General features: G+C 54.2%; 21 protein-coding genes and 1 tRNA gene. 18 read left to right on the forward strand and 4 right to left on the reverse strand.

Going from position 1 to position 23,975, the window contains the following annotated elements:
* Positions 1-62: 62 nt before the first annotated feature.
* A complete protein-coding gene (gene rpiA / locus CWO84_RS04660) occupies positions 63-740 on the reverse strand; it encodes a ribose-5-phosphate isomerase RpiA (RefSeq protein ID WP_101051903.1) in 678 nt (225 codons plus the stop codon).
* 190 nt (positions 741-930) lie between these two features.
* Between rpiA and ilvA the strand changes: the two genes are divergently transcribed.
* The 14 genes from ilvA (at position 931) to CWO84_RS04720 (ending at position 17,097) form a co-directional block, all read left to right on the forward strand.
* A complete protein-coding gene (gene ilvA / locus CWO84_RS04665; protein WP_205454003.1) occupies positions 931-2,469 on the forward strand; it encodes a threonine ammonia-lyase, biosynthetic in 1,539 nt (512 codons plus the stop codon).
* Between the two features lie 317 nt (positions 2,470-2,786).
* A complete protein-coding gene (locus CWO84_RS24305; protein WP_165786266.1) occupies positions 2,787-3,089 on the forward strand; it encodes a hypothetical protein in 303 nt (100 codons plus the stop codon).
* A gap of 47 nt (positions 3,090-3,136) precedes the next feature.
* Positions 3,137-4,948, forward strand: a complete 1,812-nt coding sequence (locus CWO84_RS04670) for a type II secretion system protein GspD (RefSeq protein WP_133120645.1) — start codon at positions 3,137-3,139, stop codon at positions 4,946-4,948.
* The gene (locus CWO84_RS04675) at positions 4,945-5,424 is read left to right on the forward strand and encodes an SEL1-like repeat protein (protein ID WP_101051905.1); all 480 of its coding nucleotides are present in this window, start codon (positions 4,945-4,947) and stop codon (positions 5,422-5,424) included. The genes CWO84_RS04670 and CWO84_RS04675 overlap by 4 nt, the downstream gene beginning before the upstream one ends.
* 33 nt (positions 5,425-5,457) lie before the next feature.
* The gene (locus tag CWO84_RS24120) at positions 5,458-5,649 is read left to right on the forward strand and encodes a hypothetical protein (RefSeq protein WP_133120646.1); all 192 of its coding nucleotides are present in this window, start codon (positions 5,458-5,460) and stop codon (positions 5,647-5,649) included.
* 183 nt (positions 5,650-5,832) lie between these two features.
* On the forward strand, positions 5,833-6,759 hold the full coding sequence (locus CWO84_RS04680) for a type II secretion system protein (protein WP_101051906.1): 927 nt from the start codon (positions 5,833-5,835) through the stop codon (positions 6,757-6,759).
* Positions 6,760-7,214: 455 nt separating this feature from the next.
* Positions 7,215-8,957 (forward strand): O-antigen ligase family protein, encoded by a 1,743-nt coding sequence (locus CWO84_RS04685; protein ID WP_165786267.1) that lies wholly within the window; start codon positions 7,215-7,217, stop codon positions 8,955-8,957.
* 134 nt (positions 8,958-9,091) lie between these two features.
* Positions 9,092-9,769: a type II secretion system protein gene (locus CWO84_RS04690; protein ID WP_165786268.1), complete on the forward strand. Its 678-nt coding sequence runs from the start codon at positions 9,092-9,094 to the stop codon at positions 9,767-9,769.
* Complete coding sequence (locus CWO84_RS04695; RefSeq protein ID WP_101051909.1) at positions 9,766-10,959, forward strand: type II secretion system protein; 1,194 nt, start codon at positions 9,766-9,768, stop codon at positions 10,957-10,959. Before CWO84_RS04690 ends, CWO84_RS04695 begins: the two co-directional genes overlap by 4 nt.
* Positions 10,960-11,247: 288 nt before the next feature.
* Entirely contained in the window at positions 11,248-13,062 is a 1,815-nt protein-coding gene (locus CWO84_RS04700; protein ID WP_033156646.1) for a hypothetical protein, read from the forward strand.
* On the forward strand, positions 13,040-13,765 hold the full coding sequence (locus CWO84_RS04705; RefSeq protein ID WP_101051910.1) for a hypothetical protein: 726 nt from the start codon (positions 13,040-13,042) through the stop codon (positions 13,763-13,765). Before CWO84_RS04700 ends, CWO84_RS04705 begins: the two co-directional genes overlap by 23 nt.
* 4 nt (positions 13,766-13,769) lie before the next feature.
* Positions 13,770-15,422, forward strand: coding sequence for a GspE/PulE family protein (locus CWO84_RS04710; RefSeq protein ID WP_101051911.1), 1,653 nt, complete (start codon positions 13,770-13,772; stop codon positions 15,420-15,422).
* Between the two features lies 1 nt (position 15,423).
* Entirely contained in the window at positions 15,424-16,647 is a 1,224-nt protein-coding gene (locus tag CWO84_RS04715) for a type II secretion system F family protein (RefSeq protein ID WP_101051912.1), read from the forward strand.
* Positions 16,648-17,097, forward strand: coding sequence for a hypothetical protein (locus tag CWO84_RS04720; RefSeq protein ID WP_205800343.1), 450 nt, complete (start codon positions 16,648-16,650; stop codon positions 17,095-17,097).
* 17 nt (positions 17,098-17,114) lie between these two features.
* Here CWO84_RS04720 and CWO84_RS04725 read toward each other — a convergent pair whose 3' ends face one another.
* The 3 genes from CWO84_RS04725 to CWO84_RS04735 all read right to left on the reverse strand — a co-directional run bounded on the left by CWO84_RS04725 (position 17,115) and on the right by CWO84_RS04735 (position 20,536).
* Positions 17,115-17,786, reverse strand: coding sequence for a response regulator transcription factor (locus CWO84_RS04725; protein WP_346426960.1), 672 nt, complete (start codon positions 17,784-17,786; stop codon positions 17,115-17,117).
* A gap of 189 nt (positions 17,787-17,975) precedes the next feature.
* Positions 17,976-18,860, reverse strand: coding sequence for a fructosamine kinase family protein (locus CWO84_RS04730; RefSeq protein ID WP_101051914.1), 885 nt, complete (start codon positions 18,858-18,860; stop codon positions 17,976-17,978).
* A gap of 14 nt (positions 18,861-18,874) precedes the next feature.
* Positions 18,875-20,536, reverse strand: coding sequence for a glutamine--tRNA ligase/YqeY domain fusion protein (locus tag CWO84_RS04735; RefSeq protein ID WP_101051915.1), 1,662 nt, complete (start codon positions 20,534-20,536; stop codon positions 18,875-18,877).
* Positions 20,537-20,776: 240 nt separating this feature from the next.
* Here CWO84_RS04735 and rpoH point away from each other — a divergent pair, with 240 nt between their 5' ends.
* The 4 genes from rpoH (at position 20,777) to CWO84_RS04755 (ending at position 23,927) form a co-directional block, all read left to right on the forward strand.
* Positions 20,777-21,631 (forward strand): RNA polymerase sigma factor RpoH, encoded by an 855-nt coding sequence (rpoH, locus tag CWO84_RS04740; protein ID WP_101051916.1) that lies wholly within the window; start codon positions 20,777-20,779, stop codon positions 21,629-21,631.
* Positions 21,632-21,679: 48 nt separating this feature from the next.
* Positions 21,680-21,764 (forward strand) — tRNA-Leu (locus CWO84_RS04745).
* Between the two features lie 186 nt (positions 21,765-21,950).
* Complete coding sequence (locus CWO84_RS04750) at positions 21,951-23,204, forward strand: integrase arm-type DNA-binding domain-containing protein (protein WP_101051917.1); 1,254 nt, start codon at positions 21,951-21,953, stop codon at positions 23,202-23,204.
* Entirely contained in the window at positions 23,205-23,927 is a 723-nt protein-coding gene (locus tag CWO84_RS04755; protein WP_101051918.1) for a hypothetical protein, read from the forward strand.
* Positions 23,928-23,975 lie beyond the last annotated feature (48 nt).

Below are 23,975 nucleotides of genomic sequence, written 5' to 3' on the forward strand. Positions count from 1 at the left end.
CGGCTTTTCGGCGACTGAGGTCGTCGCGCCGGACAACCTATCGCAATAGCGGGTAACGCGGTTTAGTAAGTAATGACTTCGCTGCCTTTACCGACCAACACCACATCCGCGTCGCGGATCGCAAACAGACCGTTGGTGATCACGCCGGGGATATTGTTGATGGTTTTTTCCAACTCGATAGGGTCCAGGATGCTCAAATTATGCACGTCCAGAATCTCGCAACCGTTGTCGGTGATGTAGCTGGCGCCGGTATCTTTGTTCATGCGCAATTCTGGTTGGCCGCCCAGTTTAGCCAATTGGCGAGCCACGAAGCTGCGCGACAAAGGTAATACTTCCACCGGTAACGGAAACTTGCCCATCACGTCCACGCATTTGCTTTCGTCAACGATACAGACAAATTTCTTGCTGGCGCCGGCGATGATTTTCTCGCGGGTCAGTGCGCCGCCGCCGCCTTTCAGCATTTTTTTATGCGGGGTGACTTCGTCGGCACCGTCCACATAAATATCCAGATCGCCGGATTGGTTCAGGTCGATGACGCGAATGCCAATGGATTGCAAATGTTCGGTGGTTTTCGCCGAGCTGGATACCGCGCCTTCGATGTCTCTTTTGAAATCGCAGTCGGCCAGCAAGTTGATCAAATGCGTGACGGTCGAGCCGGTACCCATGCCAATGATGGGCACGTTTTTCAAATATTGCAGGGCAGCCTGGGCGACTTGTTTTTTTAATTCGTCTTGGGTCATGGTGATGGTCCTGATGGATTGCTCTTATAAATCTGACACGGCGTTTAACCCGTCATTGTGTGGGATAATAACCGATTGACGCTGATCTCTCAGCAGTTTTTACGCCTAACCGGCTCCAGGCAGCTTCGCCTCCACAGCCCCAGAACCCAAGTATGGACGGCAAGTGCGCCAGCAGTTGCCGAGGACAATAATGCAAAAATATATAGAAAAGATATTGCGGGCAAAAGTCTACGACGTTGCCGAGGAAACCCCACTGGATTTTGCCGCTACGCTGTCGGAGAAAATCAACAACAAGGTTTATCTGAAACGCGAAGATTTACAGCCGGTATTCTCGTTTAAATTGCGCGGTGCCTATAACAAAATCGCCTCGCTGACATCCGAACAAACCGCGCACGGCGTCATCGCCGCGTCGGCCGGCAATCACGCCCAAGGCGTGGCATTGGCGGCCAAGAAATTGGGGATTAAAGCTCTGATTGTGATGCCGAAAACCACGCCGGAAATCAAGATCAAGTCGGTCAAGGCACGCGGCGCGAAAATCGTGCTGCATGGCGATTCCTACGACGATGCTTATGCCCATGCCATGGAATTGGTCGCCGAGAAAGGCATGACGTTTATCCATCCTTACGACGATCCGGAAGTGATAGCCGGGCAAGGCACTGTTGGCATGGAAATCCTGCGCCAACACAACGGCGATATTCACGCGATATTCGTGCCGGTCGGCGGAGGTGGTCTGGTGGCCGGCATCGCCGCCTATGTCAAGTTCGTACGCCCGGACATCAAGGTCATCGCGGTGGAACCTGATGACGCCGATTGTTTAAATCAAGCTTTAAAAGCCGGCCAGCGCGTAATATTGGAACAAGTCGGTTTGTTCGCCGACGGCGTGGCGGTGAAGCAAATTGGTGGAGAACCGTTTCGCATTGCCAGGCAGTATGTCGATCAGGTCGTCACTGTCGGCACGGACGAGATCTGCGCGGCGATCAAAGACATTTTCGACGATACCCGCTCGGTTGCCGAGCCGGCCGGCGCGCTGGCGGTGGCGGGATTGAAAAAATACGCCGAACAGCAACACCTGCAACAGCACACGCTGATTGCCATCGACAGCGGCGCCAATATCAATTTCGACCGCTTGCGCTATGTCGCCGAGCGTACTTTGGTAGGCGAGCATCGGGAAATATTGCTGGCGGTGGAAATACCGGAGGTGCCGGGCAGCTTTTTAAGGTTTTGCAAAATGATCGGCAAGCGCAGCATCACCGAGTTCAATTACCGCTATTTCGACGCGCGCATGGCCCAAGTGTTTGTAGGGATCAGCAGCAGCGGCGCGGAAAACGACCGCCAGCATCTGATCGAACAGCTGGTCGCAGACGGTTTTCCGGTAACCGATATGACCGGCAACGAACTGGCCAAAGACCACATCCGCTATATGGTCGGCGGGCATGCGCCATTCGAGTTGAAGGAGAGCGTCTACAGCATCCAGTTTCCGGAGCGTCCCGGCGCGCTGCTGAAATTTCTGCTGTCGCTGGGCAGTCAGTGGAATATCAGCCTGTTTCATTACCGCAATCACGGCGCCGCGTTTGGCAAGGTGTTGATCGGTCTGCAGATCGACGGCGAACAACGCAGGCGCTTCGAGCAATGTTTATCGGCTTTGGCGCTTGCGTATCGAGATGAAACCGGCAACCCGGCCTATCGCCTGTTTGTCGGCGGTAGTGAGTCTGCCGAGATCAAAAACTAAAAATACTTCCGCTCCAAATTTCTCCCTCCTGTCCCACCGCTGCCACACAATTTGTCGCAGCCCCAGTCCCCAACTGGTCTCGACAAGCTTTGCCAGGCCGAGATACCGGCGTTAAATAATGCCGGTTCACTAGCCGCTTGATTAACCGGCTGCCACTGCGTTTATGTCGAGATCCCAGGCCCGAAAGCCGCGGGTCTTGCAAATTAATGCGTGCGGTATTACGGAAAATTATTGCATCGCCCTTCTTAACGCCCGGAATTATTGGCAAATAATTCGGGATTTCCTCCTAACGACAACTGGGAATTCGCCAACATACAATGCGCGCCATTTTGTGCTATGGCGATTTGAATATAAAGATGCTTCTGTCAGACCCAAAAAACCGTCGTTCCCGCCAGGATGCGGATAGCCAGAGCCATGGAGGGCACGCTTCGACTTATCCATGCGGTTTGGGCTCGGTTAAGGACGGCTTGATCAACGGTTTTTACAACGTGGCGGAAGCATCTTTATATTCAAATTTTAAACAGCCTGCTGATACGCAAACGACAAGCGGCTTGGGACTAAAGCGTCCGGGTGCGCCAAAGTTTTCGATAAGTGCAAAACATGAATTATCAAGTTACTGAGGGTGTAATTGAAAATCGTCAAACCAAAGCACATCAGGGTGTTATGCATGCTCATGCTGCTGTCGGCAGGCTTTACCGTGCTTGCTGCCGCTAAGTCTTTCGAAATTCAGGAGCTGGAGTTCAAAAACTCCCAGGTCTCCGACATCATCCGCGTCCTGTCCGAAGACGCCAACGTCAATATCGTTGCGACCCCGGAAGCCGGCAAAAAGAATGTGACGATTTTTTTAAAAAAAGTCAGCTTGGAAGACGCCATTCGCACGATTTGCCGCATCAGCGATCTTTGGTACCGCCAGGATAACGGCGATGCCGGTACCTTCAGACTGATGACCAAGGAAGAGTACAGCAAAGATCTGGTGATGGGCCAAGACGACAACGTGCGCGTGTTTCAATTGCGCAACCCCAATGTCATGGCGGTGGCTATGGCTATCGAAAGTCTGTATGGCAATCGGGTACGAGTGTCTTACGGCAACGCGATGATGTTGAGCGGCATGGGTGGCATGAATGGGCGTGGCGGCAACGGCCGTAGCGGCGGTTTCGGCAATAACCGCGGTATGGGCAATACCGGCTTCGGTGGCGGCATGGGCGGCGGAGTCGGAGGTTTTCAAGGCGGCTTTGGGGGTAGCAGCAGCGGCAATATGTACGGCGGACGTAACAACCGTTTTTCCGGCGGCATGGGCAATCAAGGCGCAGCCGGCGGTCGGTACGGCAATTTACAGCAAGGTTTCCGCGAAGAAGTACCCAAGGATTTAAGCGTCGAACAACTCGCGGAACTCGGTGCCGACGGCAAACGTGTCGATCCCGGCGAGCTGTCCGAGGTGTCCGGCATCAACAAAGTGATATACGTCACCATCAACGCCGAACACAACCAGCTGATCGTCAAGACCAGCGACAATGCCATTCTTAAATCCATTTCCAGCCTGGTTGAGCAACTCGACAAACCGCAAAATCAAGTAATGCTGGAAATGAAGATTATCGACGTCAAGGTTGGCGAAGACTTTAGCTCCTTGTTCAACTTCGAAATCAAAAATACCAAGATTCAAGGTGACAGCCTCAATCCCTTGATCATGGGTGGCGCGGCGGCCATGACCGGCGGCGGCAGCTTTGTTTACGAATTTCTTAGTGATAAGGTTAAGGCCAATATCGAATTTTTGGAGAAGAACAACCGCGTCAACGTGGTTTCCAACCCCATGCTGGTTGCATCCAATCATCGCCCGGCTAACCTGTTCATCGGCGAGGAACGCATCATGGTGCGTGGCTATTCCATCGATAACATTGATAACCTGAATACCACTCGCACCATTTCCACCCCGGAAACCGAGTTAAAGGAAATTGGCACCACTCTGGAAGTCACCCCGCACATCAATGCCGACGGTACTATCCACATCCAGCTCAGGCAGGAAAACTCAACACTAAACGAGAGAGCCGCATCCATTCCGGTAACAAATAGCACGGGTGGAGTCGTGGTTGAATTACCGGTGGATACCGTTACTACGGCCCGCATGGAAGGCGAAATCTTCGCCCGGCACGGCTATACCGTCGCGGTGGGTGGTTTGATTCGCGACAGATTTTCTCGTGAAAGACGTAAGGTACCCTACCTTGCTGACATACCGCTGCTCGGTAACATATTTAGACAAACCACCGACGCCGACAGCAAATCCGAAATGGTGTTGCTGATTACGCCTTACGTATTAAATCAAGGCAACGATCACCACGAACAATACGATCCGACTGACAAATACCACCGCTACGCACCGGACACCGCCATGCAAGCCAAGCCGGTGCCCAAACCCGAAAATCCGGACGAACCTGTTTGCGGCGAGTTTTGCGCGCCGCCGCGCCTGAGGGAGTCGGATCAATGAGCCGCGACATTTTGAACACACTCCGCGTATCCCACCGCAAGGGCTCGGTAAGCAGAGCTTCCGGTCTAGCACTGGCCGCCGCACTTTCCAGCGCCTGCCAGCCCAACCACATGGGTCTGGATACCCCGGCCGACATCGCCACCGAAAACTGTTACGCCTACCGTTACGGCGACAAATTGCGCAAGATCAATTTTGCCCAAGCCTTCGATTGGTGCCATCGCGCCGCCGGGTCCGGCGACGCCAATAGCCAGGCCCTGCTGGGTGAACTGTATTACCTGGGATTGGGTGGTCCACAGGACATGACGCTGGCGGGGCGCTGGTTCGAATCCGCCGCCCGCCAGGGGCATGCCCACGCTCAATACATGCTGTACCGGGTGCACGCCACCAATCCCGATCCGGAGCAGCAGGAAAAAGCCGAATATTGGCTGAATCAGGCCCGCCATAGCGGTTACAAACTGGCCTTGCCGGCGCAATGAACACGCTTGAATTGAATGAGGGAGAAAAAACAGATGACGAGAAACGATAACCACATGCAAGCCCAACCCGTCAAAAGCAAGCTGATGGAATTGCTTGATGAAGTATTGCAACACGACGGCTTCGGTGAAATCCGGGTCGAGGTCAAAATTCTCAAGCGTCAGCAAAAAGAAGTGATTCTGCACTGCGGCAAACAATATCGCTTTGTGGTGGATAGCGGTTTTTGAAGCAGAGTATGCATCCCCACGCGGGAGCCTTAGAGCGGGGACAAGAACAGAGAATTCAGGACTAATCCGCGCACGGATGCGCAGTGTAAAACGAGTGTGATGGGGTCACATCAAAAAACCAAAAAATAAGATGACCAACAGGCTGCGTGAGGCAGTTGCGGCATTTACATTTGAGAAAACAGTATGAAAGGCAAACAACTGAAAAGACTGCAACACAGACAAGCGGGTTTCACCTTATTGGAACTGTTGGTGGTTATCACGCTGATCGCTACGTTGGCGACTGCGGCATTGGTGGCGTATGACGGTATCGGCGACAGCGCGCAAGCGACTGCCGCTTCTAATAGCACTTCTACCGCTGACGGCGCGATTCGTAACTACCGCGCGGTGACTCAACGTTTCCCTGATCAATGGGATAACTTGGTAACCACTGGTGGTGTCAGCCCTGGCTTCTTGTCTGAAAGGACTGCTCAGCGCTTTGCCAACTGGGCGGTACCAACTTCGGCCACACCGTTTGGTCAAGCTTTAAACACCGCGATGGCGGCAGTTGGAATTACGGAAATACAGCAACGGACCACTGCAACACCGACGACTGGTGTAGAACCTAACTTGCAACACAATGAAGGCGCCACCAACAATAACGGTGACGCCGCAGAGAACGACTGGGCCGCCGTAGCTAACGTCGCCATCCTGCCAACCTTTGGTACTGCGGCTTGTCAGGTCAACACAGTTGCACTGGGCGCTAAGCTAGACGGTACCGCTATGGCGGCTACGGACGGTGATCGTCAAAACGTCATCAACGACTCACTGGAAAGCGACCAATGCAACTTGGTAATTGCTCTGGGCTTTGGTCACGATGCCGCACATAGCACCAGCAATTCTTCTGTGGCTATTTCGACCGCGCCGACTTTCGTGAGCCAAAACATCAATCCTGCAACCACTTATGCTCGTTACATCGCCTTGTTCCACGTCGGTCAAGATGGCGCGAATGGGGGGGCCGAGGATAACAACATCGTTGCTGGTGAGTTGTTCACCAAACCCCGTCTGCTGGCGGTGGTTGACACCGAAGGCCGTATGATCGACGAAAACATCGCCGCTCAAAATCCTAACTAAGTTTAGCTAGGTACGCCGGTTCCCACGGCCCGCCGTGGGAATCCCTGCTAGCTCTGGGCTTTGTTGCAGAGTTTAGAGCTAGCAGGTACCGGGCCTATCGCCATTTCGGACGGTCGCATTTGGATCAGGTTGGCAGTGCAAATGGCAGCCTTTAGGCATTGCCGGGTGTAAGCGTCACAGCCAATTATTAAACACCACCTCGGGAGAGATTGCCCGAGTCCGGAGGCACCGGATGGCGACGGCGTTTTACCGCTCGGCAATCTGGATTTCGCTAGTCGTAAGTGCTCGAAGTGCAGCCCTGGCGGAATGGCGGCCTATTTTCCGGCCCGTAATCCCGTTCGCCTCAATGCCCTTGAGGATACTGAGCAAGGCCGAAGGACGAATGCTTATGCCCAAGGACGTAAGAGCCGCTCATGCTTCGAAAAGCGCAACACAACCAAAACCGACAACAAACGATGAAATCGCTCTACTTCTCCAAACTTCCACCGCTCAGCCTGTTGCTATTAGGCTTGCTGCCGATTTTGCCTTGGCTGGCGCCCTGGCATTTACAGCCGGTAATCACCTTTCATCTGGAATGGCTGGCGGTAGCCGGCGGATTGCTGGCTTGTGCGGCGGCATTGCCAGGCTTGTGGCGTAGCGAGCATTTGCAGCTGCCGCGCACGCTGTGGTTGCCTTTAACGCTGGCCGCCTATCTGGCGTTACAAACCACATTGTTGCCACAAGTCGTCGTACCCCATGCCTATATGGGGATCGCTTATTTGGCTTGGGCTGCGCTGATGATGGTTTTGATGGCTCATTTGCGGCAACAGTTTGGTGGCGAACGGGTCGGCGGCTGGCTGGCTGGTGGTTTGGTAACGGCTGCCGCGCTGGTGGCCTGGCGTGAGCTATTCGGGCGGTTATCCGGGGAAATCGGCGACTGGGGCGGCGTCGGCCAAGCCAACAACTACGGCGATTTCTTGGCCTTGGGCAGTGTGTCTTTACTGTACTGGCATGCGCTTGGTCGGCTACCTCGGTGGGTATTTGCATTCTGCGGGTTTAGCCTGATGCTGGGCTTGAGCCTGACGCCTTCTCGTAGCGTTTTATTGTATTGGCTAGCCATCTTTGTCATCGCTTGGCGCTACCGTTCCGCCTGGTTGAAACCCATTGGTTTAGGCCTTTTCGGCTATCTAGCCTTGCAGGGTTTGTGGTCTCTGGGTGTTTTGCCGGACGCGCAACTGAGCTCGGCGGAACGCATGCTACAACCAACCAGCGGCGCGTCGCCGCGCTGGCATATCTGGCAAGTGGCCTGGCACTTGTTTTTGCAGCAGCCCTTGCTGGGCCAAGGGTTCGGGCAATTCGATACTGCGTACTTTCAAGCTGGTCAATATATTCCGGCACTCCCCACCTACATCGAACACGCGCACAACTTGATTTTGCACTTGTTGGCCGAACTGGGTTTATTACCGGTATTGCTGCTGTTGTTGGCTATCAGCCGCTGGATTCGTCCGGTGCTGGCCGTGGGCGAGGGGACAACGCAGCAAGCGTTTAAAACTTGGCTGATGTTGTTGGCGGCCATTTTGGGCATTCACAGCATGTTGGAATACCCGCTGTGGTACGCGCCGTTTTTAGGGGTTGCCGCGATGGTATTGGGCTTGGGTGATGAGTTGAGCCGGCCGATAGCCTGGAAAAAAACCGGCACTGTCATAGCCGGCTTCTGCATTGCTGCCGCCGCGTCCGTGGCAGTTGTACATGAAACCCACTATCTGCGCATGGAGTTGGCGTTGTTAGCGACGGTGGCGCAACCCTCTCAGCAACGCTCCGATCATCTGGTGGATGTCTGTCAAAAAGCGGTGACGCAAGCGCCGCTGCTCGAGCCTTATGTGCCGATGATTTTTACGTTTACCGGTCAGCCCGATGATTTGGCGATGCGGCCGCAACTGACTGTATTGGCGGATGTTGCCGTGCGTTTTGTGCCGGCCAACAATTTAGTGTACCGGCTGGCGCTGATGCAAGCCCTGAACGGCGATCAGCAAGCATCCAAAAACACGCTGAGCCGGGCCTTGGCCGCTTATCCGAATGATGCCTCAAAGTTTATTGTCGACCTTTTCCATCTTAAAGGCCCGGACAGTGCCAAGGTTAATTTCATGTTGCCGATGCTGGCCTCCACGCTGGGTGCAAAAGTGGTCACCAGCAGCGGCGCGCCTGCCAAGCAACTTTAACTGAGACATATTTGATTGGGTGCCGATGCCGGCGTGACGCCAACTTAATGCCAGTGAATCGGAAACGAGGGCTGGCTAAGTTTTTAATTTTCACAAGCAAGTAAATGAGGTGTTTATTGTTTGTTTTTAGCGGGATGTTACGGTCCGTCGCCTGGCGCGATGTTGCCGCCGTGCGTTCCAAAACCGTGAAAATTCGGTCGCAAGCTGGTTTTACCCTGCTGGAACTATTGGCGGTGATTGCGCTGATGGCCGTGGTGGCTGGGATGGCGGTGCTGGCTTACGAAGGCGTGCAGGATCAAGGCCGCCAAGACGCTACCCGGTTTGAAATCGCGGAAATCCGCAATGCGTTGTTGCAGTTTCGCCGCGATAGCGGTAGCAACGATTTGCCGGGGCAGGGGGTTTATGTCTGCGAGGACCCGGCAAACGCCGGCAAAATCAACCCGGATTTAGTCAATTTACCTTCCGAAGCGGGCACTACCGACGCCGCAAAACTGGCCTGGTGCGAATCGCCGGCCAATTTCTGGATGCTGTTTGCCGATCCTTCCGGCAACGGCTGGAATCCGGACACCCATCGTGGTTGGAACGGCCCGTATTTGCAACGCAAAAGCGCTCTGATGAGTTATGCCGGTGTCGATAATTTGTGGGTGATTACCGATGCCTATCAAGCCAATTACCTCATGCTGGATTTGGATGACGCCGACAAAGCCCGGCTGGTCAGCCTGGGTCCGGATAAAACCGACGATAACCCAACGCCCGGCACTTGCCAGCTGGCCGGCGGTGGTGACGATACCGTGCTGTGTTTGTTGAGATGAACTTATTGATCGAAATCGCCAAAAACGCCAAAGCGCAGGCTATCGCGCTCCGCCGTGGGAATCGATGCCAGCTTTTGGGCACAGCGAGTAGGGTGGATAAGCGCAGCGCATCCACCGCATGCAAACCTATCCCGGTGGATGCGCTGCGCTTATCCACCCTACCTGCGGTCGGTTCGATACATCACAAATCCGAGCGCGGCTTTACCCTGCTGGAAATGTTGCTGGTGATTTTTTTGATGGCACTGGTGGCGTCCACCGGTCTGATGCTGACCGAGGGCGTGGAAGATCAAGCTAAATACGACGAAACCAAACGCCGGATGGAACTGATCCGTAAAGCCATCGTCGGCGACCCGACTCGCACCGTGAACGGCGCGCCGGAGCTTAGCGGCTTCGTGGCCGATATGGGGCGCTTGCCCTTATGTTTGGCGGAGTTATTGAGGCTCGGTGACGAGGTGCTTCCCGCCACCGTTCCGAAAACCTTTGAATCGCCGTGCGACGACACCGAAATCGTTAGCGATTGGCATTTGGATCAAGACACCGGTGTCGGCATGGGCTGGCGCGGCCCCTATTTACAGGTTATCCCGGAATCCGGCGGCGGCCTGCGTTTTAGAGACGGCTATGGCAACGAGGGCGCGAATGCGGCCGCTGATGCGCTGGATTCAGGCTGGGATTACAGCGTAACCGCAGCGACCGCCAGTTTAGCTAGCGAAGGCATGGATTTAGCTGTTGCCACCGATGACGTGGCCGCGCCGCAACTGATTGTCAGCGCCGATTGGCAGGTGCCATTACCGGCGGCAGTGAGTGTGACGTTTGAGAATCAAAGTGGGGCACCATTGCCAACGCCCAACCCAGTTAATTTGGTGTTGCGCCTTTATTTATCCGATTTGACGGATTACATCGATTCGGACGAAGGAACCCCTGATTACTTGGTTTTGACAAAGGAATCAGTATTGGGGAGCAGTCAAAAAACCGAGAGCTTTAAGTTGAGCACGCCGCCACTTTTGCCTATCGGACAACGCGGGTATGCAATCATTTGCCACGAAGTACCGTCTGGTGACCCGGATAACTACCGAATTTTCGACGGCGATTGTGTGGCCGAAAATCCAGTTCCGGCTGTAAGCAACATCCGCAGTTTCAGTGTCTTACCCCGCCAGACACTGAATTTGGCCCTAAATTGGATCATTCCATGAGTCCACTTTGTCCGAATCGGTCCCGCCATGTGCTCTCACTGCGGGCCGTCACTGCCAATACGCTAAGGAAAAAGCCCCTTCTCCCCCTGGGAGAAGGTTGGGATGAGGGGATCAAAATATCGCTTCTTCCTTTATTTATTCCCCTAACCCTAACCCTCTCCCTGGGGGAGAGGGAATCTCCTGCTGTTAACTTAATGGCAGCGATCGAGGATCGTCGGGGCGCCAAGCGGCAGCGCCGAAAATGCCACAGTCCGGAAACCGCTAAAAAATCTCTAATGCCAAGCCTCCATGAAATTTAACCGTTTTATCCCTTTTGCTATCCCGTCGCAGTTATTAGTCTGCGAGACCGACGGTTTTTCCTTGCGCGCCGCCGTGCTGCGCCGTGCCGATCAGGATATGGAATTGCTGTATCAGGCAAACACCGAGCAGGTGGATATGGCCGAAGGCCTGAGCGATGTGTTGACTACGCTAAAAAGCCAGGGTTGGCAGGGCGGCGGTTCGGCGATTCTGTTGTCGCCGGCGGTGTTTTCCACGCTGGTGGAGTTACCGGTCAATCCTCGCAAACCCCGGCCGTTGTTGCAGATGTTGGAGCTGGCGCGCTGGGAAGCCGAGCCACTGTTGCTGCAGCACGTTACCCGCTGGTCGGTGGGGCATTTATTGGTGGGCCAAGGTTATATGACCGAGGAACAGGCCCGGGCGGTGATGGATTTGCAGCAAGGCAAATCCAGGGCCGGCGGTGGCTTGGCGTTGGCCGAGCAGTTTTCCTTGCGGCGTTTCGGCGATCTGGCGGTGGAGTTGGGCTACATCAAGCGCAGTCAGCTCAATGCTTGCTTGACTGGGCAGGAATGGCTGAAAGCCGCTGACGAGGCGATCGAAGTGGGCTGGGCGGCGCAGAGCGCGGTGGAAGATATACCCGGCACTTTCAATTGGCTGATTAGTTGCGTGCACCAAAGTTTGTTGCAGCGCTGGTCGGACGCTTTTGCGCGGCAGGGTTTGAAATTGCAAACCATGTATCCCTTGACCGGTTGCAGCGCGGCCTTATTGCCCCCGACAGAAACCCAAGCGGTGCTGCTGGAGACTCAACCCGGTTTGGGGTTTAGCACGCGGATAGCCGCTGACGGGATTACGGCCTTGCGCCACTATTTGAATCTGCACAAAGCGCCGCTGGATATTTGCCTGGAAAGCTACCACGCGCTGCATGCGCCGCCGCGCGAGCCGGTGTGGTTGGCTAGTTGGCCGCCGGCACCCGAGCTGGCCGCTAATTTGGAACACATGCTGGAACTGGACTTGCACCCGCTAACCCATGCTGTCGTTGGCGATAAGGTCTCGCCGGGCATGGCCGGAGCGGCTTACCACGCCCTGGGCTTGGCCGAAGCGGAGCGTTGCGTGGGGGTGCGCTTGGGCGGCCCGTTGCCGGCACTGCGTGATCGCTTGGAGGTGCGGGCCGCGGCGCTGGTGCTGCTGCTATTGGTGGTGGTCGGCGTGGCCGAGCTGTCCTTGTGGGCGCGCAAAAGCAGCGTTGAGAGCTACAAGCAGCAGGTGGATACCAGCTGGCAAAGTATCGATGAGGCTATTAAGCGCATCAATGCCCAAGCGGCTGAAATCGCCCAGATCAAGGACAAGATAAAGAGTTTGCGCACCGAACAGTCGCGTCTGGAAAATCTGGCCCGCTTCTACGACGAAGATATTCCGGAGCGCATGGATTTGGTCAAAGGTGTGTTGGGTATGCTGCAAACGCTGGTTGACAATGAGGTGGTGATCGAGCGTTTGGATGAGCCGGACAAGTCGGCATTAAAACCGGCCGCGGCGCCGAACGCGGCTCCGCCCAATCCTATCGACGCCAAACGCATCGAAGCGGAAAACCTGGTGCTGGAAGCCTGGGCGCTCAGCGACAGCGCGGCGCAGACCTTTATCAAACGGGTGGGTGATGCCGCCGCCCGCTGGGATTTGCAGGTTCGCGAGCCCAAAGTGACTTTCGGCAAAGGACCGCTGCAGAGCAACGGCTTCAGTATTTCCTTGCGGCTGGTCAAATTGGCCGAGCCGGACGGCAAAATCATTCGTTTATCCAATCCAAACCCCCATGAAACTACCCCCTTTGAGTAAGCGCGAACAATGGTTATCGGCCTTGGCTATCGGCGTGATCGTCATCGGCGGATACGCCTGGTTGCGCTGGGTGCCGGCCAACCGGGAAATCGGCCAATTGCAACAAACGGCGGAAGCCACCGATAAGCGCCTGCGTACCGCCGAGATCCCGGAAGAACCGGATGAGGACATCGAGCGTTTGAAGAGCCAATTAGCGGAACAAGAGCGTTTGCTGGCGGCTATCAAGGAGCAGTCGGACAGCGTGGAAAAACATCTGGCGCCGGACGACTCGCAGTTTCTGATTGTGAATATTTCCAAAGTGGCGCGGGATGCGCAGATTCATGTGCGCGCCAACGAGGTTTTCAAAGCGGCGGTAAGCAACAATGCCGCGCCGGTTGCGGCGGCACCGGCAACCACCAAGAAAAGCCGGAAAAACAAACCGGCGACGGTGACGCCGGCCGCTGCCGCTGCGCCCATCGCTGCGGTGATTCCGCCGTTGAGTGCTGGTTGGGTGGCGCGCATGTCGCCGGGGTCGTTGTTGGAAAGACCGTTGCGGCGCCTGGAGGTGGAGGGCACCTATCTGGCTTTGAACCGCTTCATTCACGATTTGGATCGGCTACCGTTTCAAGTGGCGGTGCTGCGTATCAGCGTCGAGCGCATGCCGGTGTTGGCGATGCCCGGCTATCCGCAATCCCTGCTGGCCGAAGTGATTTTGGCGTTGTAAGCGTATGGCTATCAATGACGAACATCTCCTGGAAGCCGGTGTGCGCTGCGGCTTGGTTGAGGCCGCACAATTGGAGCGCTTACGTATTGACGCCCGCCGGCAACGCTTGAGTTTGCTAAGCATGGTTCAGGCCCATTATCGTTTTCCCTTATCGGCCTTGCACCGGGCGGTGGCCGAGCAATACGGCGTGCCGTATGTCGATCTGGATACGCTACAGGTGGAAAACACCTTGTTAAAAAAAATTCCGCCCAGTCTGGTACAGCGCAAATTGCTGTTGCCGGTGAGTGATGGTGAACAGGTGTTACTGATCTGTGGCGATCCGGGCGACCGGGGCGGCATTGATTCGGTGCAACGCTTGTTGGGGCAGGTATTGCCGCTGGCAATGGCCGATCTGGCTTTATTGCAATTAAAGGTAAAGCAGGCATTGGCCGGAAAATCGGCGCCCGAGCAAAGCGGCGCGGTGACGGCGGAGACCGATACCGATTTGGTGGCCATGCTGGACGGCATCATCCGCGAAGCCTATTTTTACCGGGCCTCGGACATTCACTTATTGCCGGATGCGCAAGGTCTGCGGGTTCGTTTGCGGGTGGACGGCAAATTGCGCGACTTTCCGTTGGTCGCCAACGCCGGCGCGGCTGCCGCTTTGGTGTCGCGGGTCAAGGTTCTGGCCGGCTTGGATATAGCCGAACAGCGTATGCCGCAGGACGGTGGTTTTTCTTATCATTTGCCTAAGCCTATTGATAAGGGCTTTAACATTCGGGTGGCGACGGCGCCGACCCGGCTGGGCGAACGGATGACGCTGCGGCTGCTCGGCCAAGAGGCGTTCGGCTTGACGCTGGCCGATTTGGGCATGATGGAAGACGACTTACAGCATTTTCGCAAGGTGATCCACCGCCCCTATGGCATGGTGCTGCTGACCGGTCCGACCGGGAGTGGTAAATCGACCACCTTGTTCGCCGCGCTCCAGGAAATCAACCGCGCCGACATCAACATCATGACCGTGGAGAACCCGATCGAATATGTGATGCACGGGGTTTCTCAATTGCAGACCGGGCCGAAAGTCAGCTTTGCTGACGCCCTGCGCTCGTTTTTGCGGCACGATCCGGATGTGCTGATGGTAGGCGAGATTCGCGACCCGGAAACCGCCGATGTGGCGGTAAAAGCGGCCATGACCGGGCATTTGGTGTTTTCGACGCTGCACACCAACAACGCGGTGAGCGCTGTCACGCGCTTGATCGACATCGGTTGCGAACCGTTCCTGATCGGTTCCACGGTGGCGGCGGTTATTGCCCAGCGTTTGGTGCGCCGCTTATGCGGGCATTGCCGCAAATCACGCTTGGCGACGCCAGCCGAGCTGGCGGAACTGGGGCGGGATGACGATGCCGTGCAGATTTACGAACCGGGCGGTTGCGTGATCTGCCAGGGCAGCGGTTTTCGCGGCCGGCTGGGATTGTTCGAAACCCTGTGGCTGGATGAAACTCTGGCACGCTTGGTGGCGCGCGGTACCGATGAGGAAACCTTGGAAGCCAGTGCCGGCGAGCGGCTGAGTTTTATGTGGGAGGACGGCTGCCGTAAAGTGCTGTTGGGCATGACTACGTTGGACGAGTTACGCGATGTGGCGGTCCACAAAAGCCGCGGTATGCGCGGCGTAAACTGAGATGGCTGAATTTGTTTACACCGCCTTGGATGAGCGCGGCAACGAGATTGGTGGCCGCTTGCAAGCCGACGATATGGGTAATGCAGCATCACAATTGCGCCAGCGCGGTTTGCGAGTTTTGGCATTGCGGCAGGGACGCGGCAGTAGCGGTTTTTTTGGGCAGGCCAATTTTTCGGACTGGTTGGCCTCGCAACGTTCGGTAACGAATACGGCGTTGATATTCTTTTTCAGGCAAATGAGTTTTATGCTGCGGGCGGGCCTTCCGGTGGCCCAGGCCCTGGAGCTGGCCCAGGCGCAATTGACCAATCCGCGCTTGAATTTGACTTTACGCCTGATGCTGAAGGACATTCGGGTCGGCCAATCGCTGTCGTCGGCGATGAGTAAGCACAAGGCGGTGTTTCCGGAAATGGCGATCAATTTGGTGGTCGCCGGCGAAACTACAGGCGATTTGGATCAGATCATGGAAAGGTTGGCGATACATCTGGATAAAAGAGCCGCATTGCGGGCGCAGACTATCAACGCGATGATTTATCCGGCGATTGTGGTGCTGGCGGCAATCGGCGTGGGTATTTTCATGGTGGTAAAAATCATCCCCAAATTCAGCAAGGTTTTGATGGGCAAAGGTAAAGCCTTGCCGCCTTCTACCCAGTTGCTGGTGGATATATCCGACTACGTGCGCCAGCATGGCCTGTGGCTGGTCGGCGGTGTGGCTGCTTTGCTGCTGCTGGTAATGTTGATTTATCAAACCCGTAACGGCCGCTTGTGGATAGACCGGCTGTTGCTGCGGTTGCCGGTGATCGGTTCGTTGCTGGTGACCGGTGCCATGGCGCAGATGAACTGGGCGCTGTCGATTCTGCTACGCAGCGGTGTCACCGTGTTTGAAGCGTTGAAAATTACCGCTAATTTGCTGGGCAACCGGGTTTATGTCGATCAGTTGCTGGCCGCATCGAACCAGATTTTAGAGGGGCGGGATATTGCGCGCAGCATCGATCATCCACGCATTCCGCCGCTGGTGGTGCAGATGGTTGCAGTAGGCGAAGGGACCGGGGCGCTGGACGAGGTGTTACAGGAACTGGGGCTTTATTACGAAAAGCTGTTGGAAATTGCGATCAAGCGCCTGTCGGCCCTGATCGAGCCGGTGATGATTTTGGTCATAGGCTTGATGGTAGGCTTTGTCTATTATGCATTCTTTCAAGCCTTATTCTCTTTGGTATCGGGGCATTAAATGAGTTTGTCGAATTCAATCAAGCCGATTGCCGGCCTTGTTTTTTCAATGGCGGCATTAGCCGCGCAGGCTCTGGAAGCGCCGGCCACGCCGCTGCCTTTGACGCCTGCGGCGCCGAAGCAGTTGCGCGATCCGTTCACGCCCAGCGAACTGATGTACGAAACGGCTGGCGAGCAGGGCGGCACCGCCGCCGGTGCGTATGGGTTTATGCCAAATCAGGAAACCATGAAGGTGCCTAACCTTAAACTACGCGGCTTATTGAATCCGTCCGGCAAGGCCTTTATTGCTCTGTTGGAAGTCAGCGGTGTCGGTACTTTTATGGTTCGCGAGGGCGATGAATTCAATTTCGACCCCTCGCAACCCAAGAACGCGATCCGCGTCAGTAAAATTACCCGGCTGAGCGTGACCGTTGAAACCGGTACCTTGGGTTCGATCAGAGTATTGCGCTGAGCGGTTTTAGATAAGGTTTACTGATTGAGTATGTTTAGGTTGACGGCGATGTGGGCCAATTCGGTGGTGGTCTGCACCTGCAGTTTTTTCTTGATTTGCGTCGCGTAGTTGGCGATGGTTTTATTGCCCAAACACAGGTGAACGGAAATTTTCGAGACCGTCAGGCCTTGGGCCAGTAGCCGGAAAATATCGAACGCGCGCGGCGAGAATGCATCGATCAGCGCTTGATACTGCACATTGGCGGAAGGCTCGTTCGCGGGTTTAAGCAGGCCGGGTTCCGTATAACCTTTACCTTGCATAATGCTTTCTATCGCCGGCAACAATAGATTCGGTGCCATGTTTTTAGTGATGTACCCTTGCGCGCCGGCATCCAAGGCGCGCCGCACGTAAACTTGTTCGTGATAGATGCTGTATACCAAAATCCGCGCATTAGCATCCCGCGCGACGATCCGGCGAATGGCTTCCAGACCGCCGATTCCCGGCATGGATAAATCCATGACCACCAGATCCGGCTTGGAGTCGCCATAAAGCTGAATGGCTTGTTCGCCGCGTTCCGCTTCGGCGATGACTTCGACATTGCCACTAACCGACAACAGCATGCGAAATCCTGCGCGTACCACGGCATGGTCGTCGACTAACAATATTTTTAGGGTGTTGCTCATGGCAGCGGTGGAATGGATTGGTGTCATAAATTTCGAAACGGGGCTCTGGATATAAGCTGATGTTTCGGCCTTAAAGTTGACGGCTATTATCCAGGAGGAAATTCCTGGATTGATGCGGGAAAAATTCTTTTTATGAGCCGGGAAAATGGGGGAGGGGGAATTGCAACTGGCTATGTCAATCTATCGCTTCTGTTGGTCATTCGGCGCTGGGCGCGATTAGTTCAATTCGGCCAATAACTGAGCGATCATGCTGTTGGCCTGGTTCAAGCAACCGCTGCCGAACAGATTAAGATGGTTAAGGATATGGTAAAGGTTGTAAAGGGTTTTACGGGTTTTGTAGCCGGGGTCCAGCGGATATTCGGCTTGATAAGCCGCATAAAAATCGCGGCTGAAACCGCCGAATAATTCGGTCATGGCCAGATCGGTTTCACGGTCTCCGTAATAGCAAGCCGGGTCGAAGATTATCGGTTGTCCTTGGTTGTCTGCGGCAGCATTGCCGCCCCACAAGTCGCCGTGCAGCAAGGATGGGTGAGGGCGGTAATCGCTAAAAAAATCGCCAATTCTTTCCAGCAGTTTTCCCCCTTGGCTCTGCAGCGCTCCGCGATAACCGTTGGCGGCGGCAAACTGTAATTGTTTGCCCAGGCGTTGTTGCTGCCAAAAACTGACCCAATCGTCGTATCTAGTATTGTGCTGTGGCGTGGAGCCTATGGTGTTGTCGATGTGCCAGCCGAAATAGGCTTGCGGTCGCTGGTGCAGCAAGGCCAGTTGTTCGCCGAATAAGCTGGCGCTACGGCTATGCAACGCGCCCAATTCGATGAATTCCAACACCAGATAAGCGTGTTGTTGACATTCGCCAAAGCAAATCACCTTGGGCACGCGCACCGCGCCGATGTCGGCCAACTCGCGTAAACCGGCCGCTTCCGCTACAAACATCTCTGCCAGGCTTGCCCGGTTTAATTTGATGAACCAGTCGATATTGGCGGCTTGCAGCCGGTAAGCGCTGTTGATGTCGCCACCGCCGATAGTGCTGAGGCGGTGGTTGTTAAGAGACTGGCCGGTTTGGGTTTCGAGATGGCTAACTAAGGGTTGCAGCGCGGCCATGGTTAATTACCTTGCTACTTTGCCCAACTGTCGCGCAAGGTCACGGTACGGTTAAACACCAATTTTTCCGCGGTGCTGTCGGCATAGTCCAGGCAAAAATACCCGGTGCGCTCAAATTGATAACGGGTATCCGGCGTGGCGGCTGCCAAACTGGCTTCTACCCGGCAATCAGTCAACACTTCCAGCGAATTGGGATTGATGCCGTCCAGGAAATTATCCAGCGTGTCCGGGTTGGGGTGGCTGAACAATCGGTCATATAAACGTAGCTCGGCAGGCAGGGCGTGTTGTTCTGATACCCAATGGATCACACCTTTGACTTTACGACCTTCGGGGTTTTTGCCTAAGGTGGCCGGATCGTAGCTGCAACGCAGTTCTATAACATTGCCGGCGTCGTCTTTAATAGCCTCCTCGCATTTGATCACGTAAGAACCGCGCAAGCGCACCTCACCGCCCGGCACCAAACGCTTGAAGTCTTTAGGCGGGTTTTCCATGAAATCGTCTTGTTCGATCAAAATGGTTTTGGAAAAGCTGACTTCGCGGCTGCCCATTTCCGGTTTTTGCGGATGGTTGGCGATTTGATAAGTTTCGGTTTTACCGTCTTCCCAGTTGCCGATCACCACTTTTAACGGTCTCAACACAGCCATCGCTCTGGGCGCGCGTTCGTTCAAGTCTTCACGGATGCAGTTTTCCAGCACGCCCATTTCGATCCAGGAATCGTTTTTGGTGACGCCGATGCGTTCGCAGAAATCGCGAATCGCTTCCGGGGTAAAACCGGCCCGGCGCAGGCCGGAAATAGTCGGCATCCGGGGATCGTCCCAGCCGTTGACGTGCTTTTCGGTGACCAATTGCAGAAGTTTACGCTTGCTGACGATGGTGTATTCCAATTGCAAGCGGGCGAATTCGATTTGCTGTGGATGGCAAGGGGTTTGCAACTTGTCCAGCACCCAGTCGTAGAGTGGGCGGTGATCTTCAAATTCCAGGGTGCAGATCGAGTGGGTGATGCCTTCCAAAGCATCGGAAATGCAATGGGTGTAGTCGTACATGGGGTACAAACACCAGGCATCGCCGGTACGTTGGTGATGAACACGGCGAATGCGGTAGATGGTCGGGTCGCGCATATTAATGTTAGGCGAGGCCATATCGATTTTGGCGCGCAGCACATACTGGCCGTCAGCAAATTCGCCGGCCCGCATGCGGGTAAATAAATCCAGGTTTTCTTGGATGGAGCGGCTACGGTCCGGGCTTTCTTTACCGGGTTCGGTCAAGGTGCCGCGGTCCGCGCGCATTTGTTCCGGGGTCGAACTGTCGACATAGGCATCGCCTTGTTTAATCAACTGCACCGCGTAAGCGTAGAGTTGTTCGAAATAGTCGGAAGCGTGATATTTTCCGGCCCATTTAAACCCTAACCATTGCACGTCGCGTTCGATGGCTTCCATATATTCGACGCTTTCTTTTTCCGGATTGGTGTCGTCAAAGCGCAAGTTACAAGTGCCTTGGTTCTCGGCGGCCAGTGTGAAATTCAGGCAAATCGATTTGGCGTGGCCGATGTGCAGATAGCCATTGGGTTCGGGGGGGAAACGGGTGGCAACTTTGCCGTTGTTTTTGTTGGCGGCCAGATCGGCGGCAATGATGTGTCTAATAAAGTTGGATGATACGGGGCTATCGGAAGCTGACATGTTTGAGTAAATGGCTGTGGTTTTGATGAGTTAGGCGGAGATTTCTGACTTAATCTGCATTTTAACGAGTTTGGTCGGAATTCGTAAAGGCGGCATCGTTAGCTGCTTACACAGCAAAATTGAAGCAAAAGTCAGTGTAACTATCTGTATCAAAAGATTTTTACTAAATTATTAGCACTCTCGTGTTTCGAGTGCTAGAATTCGGTTAACGTTAATTTATTCCGCGGAAACGAGGGTGATATGAACAACAGCTTGGCTTTGCCGATCAATTTATCGGTTGGGACGTTTGATTCTTATTTGAACTTAGTCGCCCAAATGCCCAAACTCAGCGTCGAGCAGGAGCAGGACTTGGCGTTACGTTACCGGGATGAAGGCGACCTGAATGCTGCGCGTGAGCTGGTGATGTCCAATTTGCGCTTTGTGGCGCATGTAGCCAGAGGCTATGCCGGTTACGGTTTGCCGTTGGCGGACATTGTTCAGGAAGGCAATATCGGCTTGATGAAAGCGGTCAAGCGTTTCGACCCCGACATGGGTGTGCGCTTGGTGTCGTTTGCCGTACATTGGATCAAAGCGGAAATTCACGAATACGTAATTAAAAACTGGCGCATCGTTAAAGTTGCTACCACTAAAGCGCAGCGCAAACTGTTTTTTAATCTGCGTAAGTTTAAAAACGACTTGAACTATCTATCGCAAGACGATGCGAAAGCGATAGCAGAGAACCTGGACGTGGACGTCAAAACGGTTTACGAAATGGAACGGCGTTTGGACGGTCGCGATATAGGACTTGAGCCAACGGGCGATGACAGCGAAGATCATGTGCAAGCACCCATCGCTTATCTGGAACAGCATGGTGCCGATCCGGCTTTATTGCTGGAAAATAGCGACTGGGAAGACCGCAAGGAAGAATTGCTGATGGATGCCATGGCTGGCTTGGACGACAGAAGCCGCGATATTCTGGCTAGCCGCTGGTTGGTGGAAGAAAAAGCCACTTTGCACGAATTGGCGGACCGTTATCAAGTGTCGGCCGAGCGTATCAGACAGCTTGAACAAAACGCCATGAAAAAGCTGAAAGCAGCGGTAATATTGGCAGCGTAAAAAATAGTTTGGCATTTCTGCAAAAATCAGTATAATGACGCTTTCTTTGCCGGGGTGGTGAAACTGGTAGACGCGCCGGATTCAAAATCCGGTTCCGAAAGGAGTGTCGGTTCGATTCCGACCCTCGGTACCAAAGAAAGATTTAGAGAAGTGCAAGAACATACAGAAACCCGCAAGCCGCCTGGCTTAGCGGGTTTTTTGTTGTCCAAAGAAGTGCAACAAAATGCAGTGACATACACCGCAAACAGTGACACGTTTGATGATACGGGCTAAAGTAACGCCAAAACGTATCACTGCGAATCACTTTCGGTGTCACTCGATGGCTAAGAATCTCAATAAAGACACGGTCTACAGGGCAGCAAAGCCTAAAGACAAAGACTACACAATAAACGACGGCGAGTGCTTGACGTTGTTGGTCAAAGCCAACGGTTCAAAACTTTGGCGTTTCATCTATCGATTTCAAGGAAAGCAGAATCGGCTTGGCTTTGGATCGTACCCCGAAACCTCCCTAGAAAACGCCAGGCGCAAAGCTGTGACCGCCCGCGAGCAGATTGCCAATGGCATAGACCCCGGCGAAATTCGCAAGCAGGAAAAGGCCGACATCCAACAAACCACCGAAGCTCAAAATCGCCTTGATGCTGGCCTGCCACTAATCAACAGCTTCGAATATGTTACCCGCGAATGGTTAGCCTCAAATGCTCACACCGTCCGCGACATCACCCATCAAAAGAAACTCCGCCGCTTTGAGCTGTATGTATTCCCGGCGGTCGGCCAAATGCCGATTGGCGAGGTTAAGTCGCCGGATGTTTTCGCCATCGTGCGGCCGTTGATTATCAAAAACCAATTGGAAACCGCGCATAGGGTGCGCTCAGACATCAGCGGCGCCTTTGCCTATGCCATCGCCCACGGCTTCACCGATTACGATCCAGCACAGGCCGTCGGCGCTCAAATACCCGCGCAAAAAGTTATTCATAACGCCGCGATTACTGACCCCAAGGAAGTCGGCCAATTGCTGCGCGACATCGCCCACTATCAAGGCACCTTTGTTGTGCAAACCGCGCTCAGGCTATCGCCTTACCTGTTCCAGCGGCCTGGCGAGATTCGGCAAATGGAATGGAAAGATATCGATCTTGCGGCCATGGAGTGGCGTTACTTCGTCACTAAAACCGAAGTGCAACATATTGTCCCGCTGTCATGCCAGGCAGTAGCGATATTGGAAGCCATCAAACCGTTAACTGGGGTTGGTCAGTACGTGTTCCCGTCCAGTCGTGGCGACGGTCGGCCAATGTCCGACGGTACCGTTCGCACAGCGTTGAAAACACTAGGCTACGAAAAGGATGTGATGAGCGCCCACGGTTTTAGAACCACAGCATCAACGTTGCTCAATGAACAAGGCTGGTCGCCGGATGCAATCGAGCGGCAGCTATGCCACATGCCTAAGGACCAGGTAAGGGCGGCCTATAACCGGGCGCAGTACCTGGACGAACGCCGCCGAATGATGCAGGCCTGGGCGGATTATTTAGACGGACTGAAAGCTGGGGCTGAGATCGTTCCATTTAGGCGAGTGGTTTAAATGAAGATTGACGAAATTGAGCAACGCCTGTTGGAACTCAAAACAAATTACGAGAAGCAAGGTCGATCAAGGTTGGCTTTACGCGAAGCCTTTGGCCTTTGTACGAAACACGATATTCCTCTGCCGGATTGGGTAATTTATGGCTTGGAGCATGTCCTTGGTTGTTCTGACACTGACGATAAGCTTGCTGAACTGGAAAATGTTTATTCTTCTGGTCATTTAGGGGCGATAGCCGATGCGGTTTCACTGTGTTATCACTCCCGACAGCCTGTTCCAAGCTGGGTTCATTCTGGCCTCATGGGGGTGCTTTACTCGCTATCAACGAATAGGCGAGAATTTATTAATAATTGGTTGGGATGGGGGAAAAAATACCATAAGGACATGATGAAAAAGCAAATTTATGATTTGTTCTTGATGTTCAGGGAAGAAGGGCTTTTGACAGAAAACGATTCGTATCTGCTTTCGGGAGTTGAGTATTATCAGGAAATCCCCGAGGGGCTTGATTCAAGGGAAAATAGACTTTTGGATAGTGATAAGCTTATTGAACATATTGAAAATATATGTAATCAGGTTAGTCGTGGAATAAAAATAAATCCGTATCGCTGGCACATGCTAACAACACTCAGGGTGAGAAAACTCTCTAGCCATAAAAATTCTACGCTTGCCCAATATTTCAACGATACGATTGCAGCAAGCAAGCCCAAGAAGAGAAAACCGAAATAAACTATTAAGGGGGTAAATTTTGCCCTTGGTTTTTACCCTTTTTCGCAA

It is taken from the genome of Methylomonas sp. Kb3, assembly GCF_002834115.1.
Classification (GTDB): Bacteria; Pseudomonadota; Gammaproteobacteria; order Methylococcales; family Methylomonadaceae; genus Methylomonas; species Methylomonas defluvii.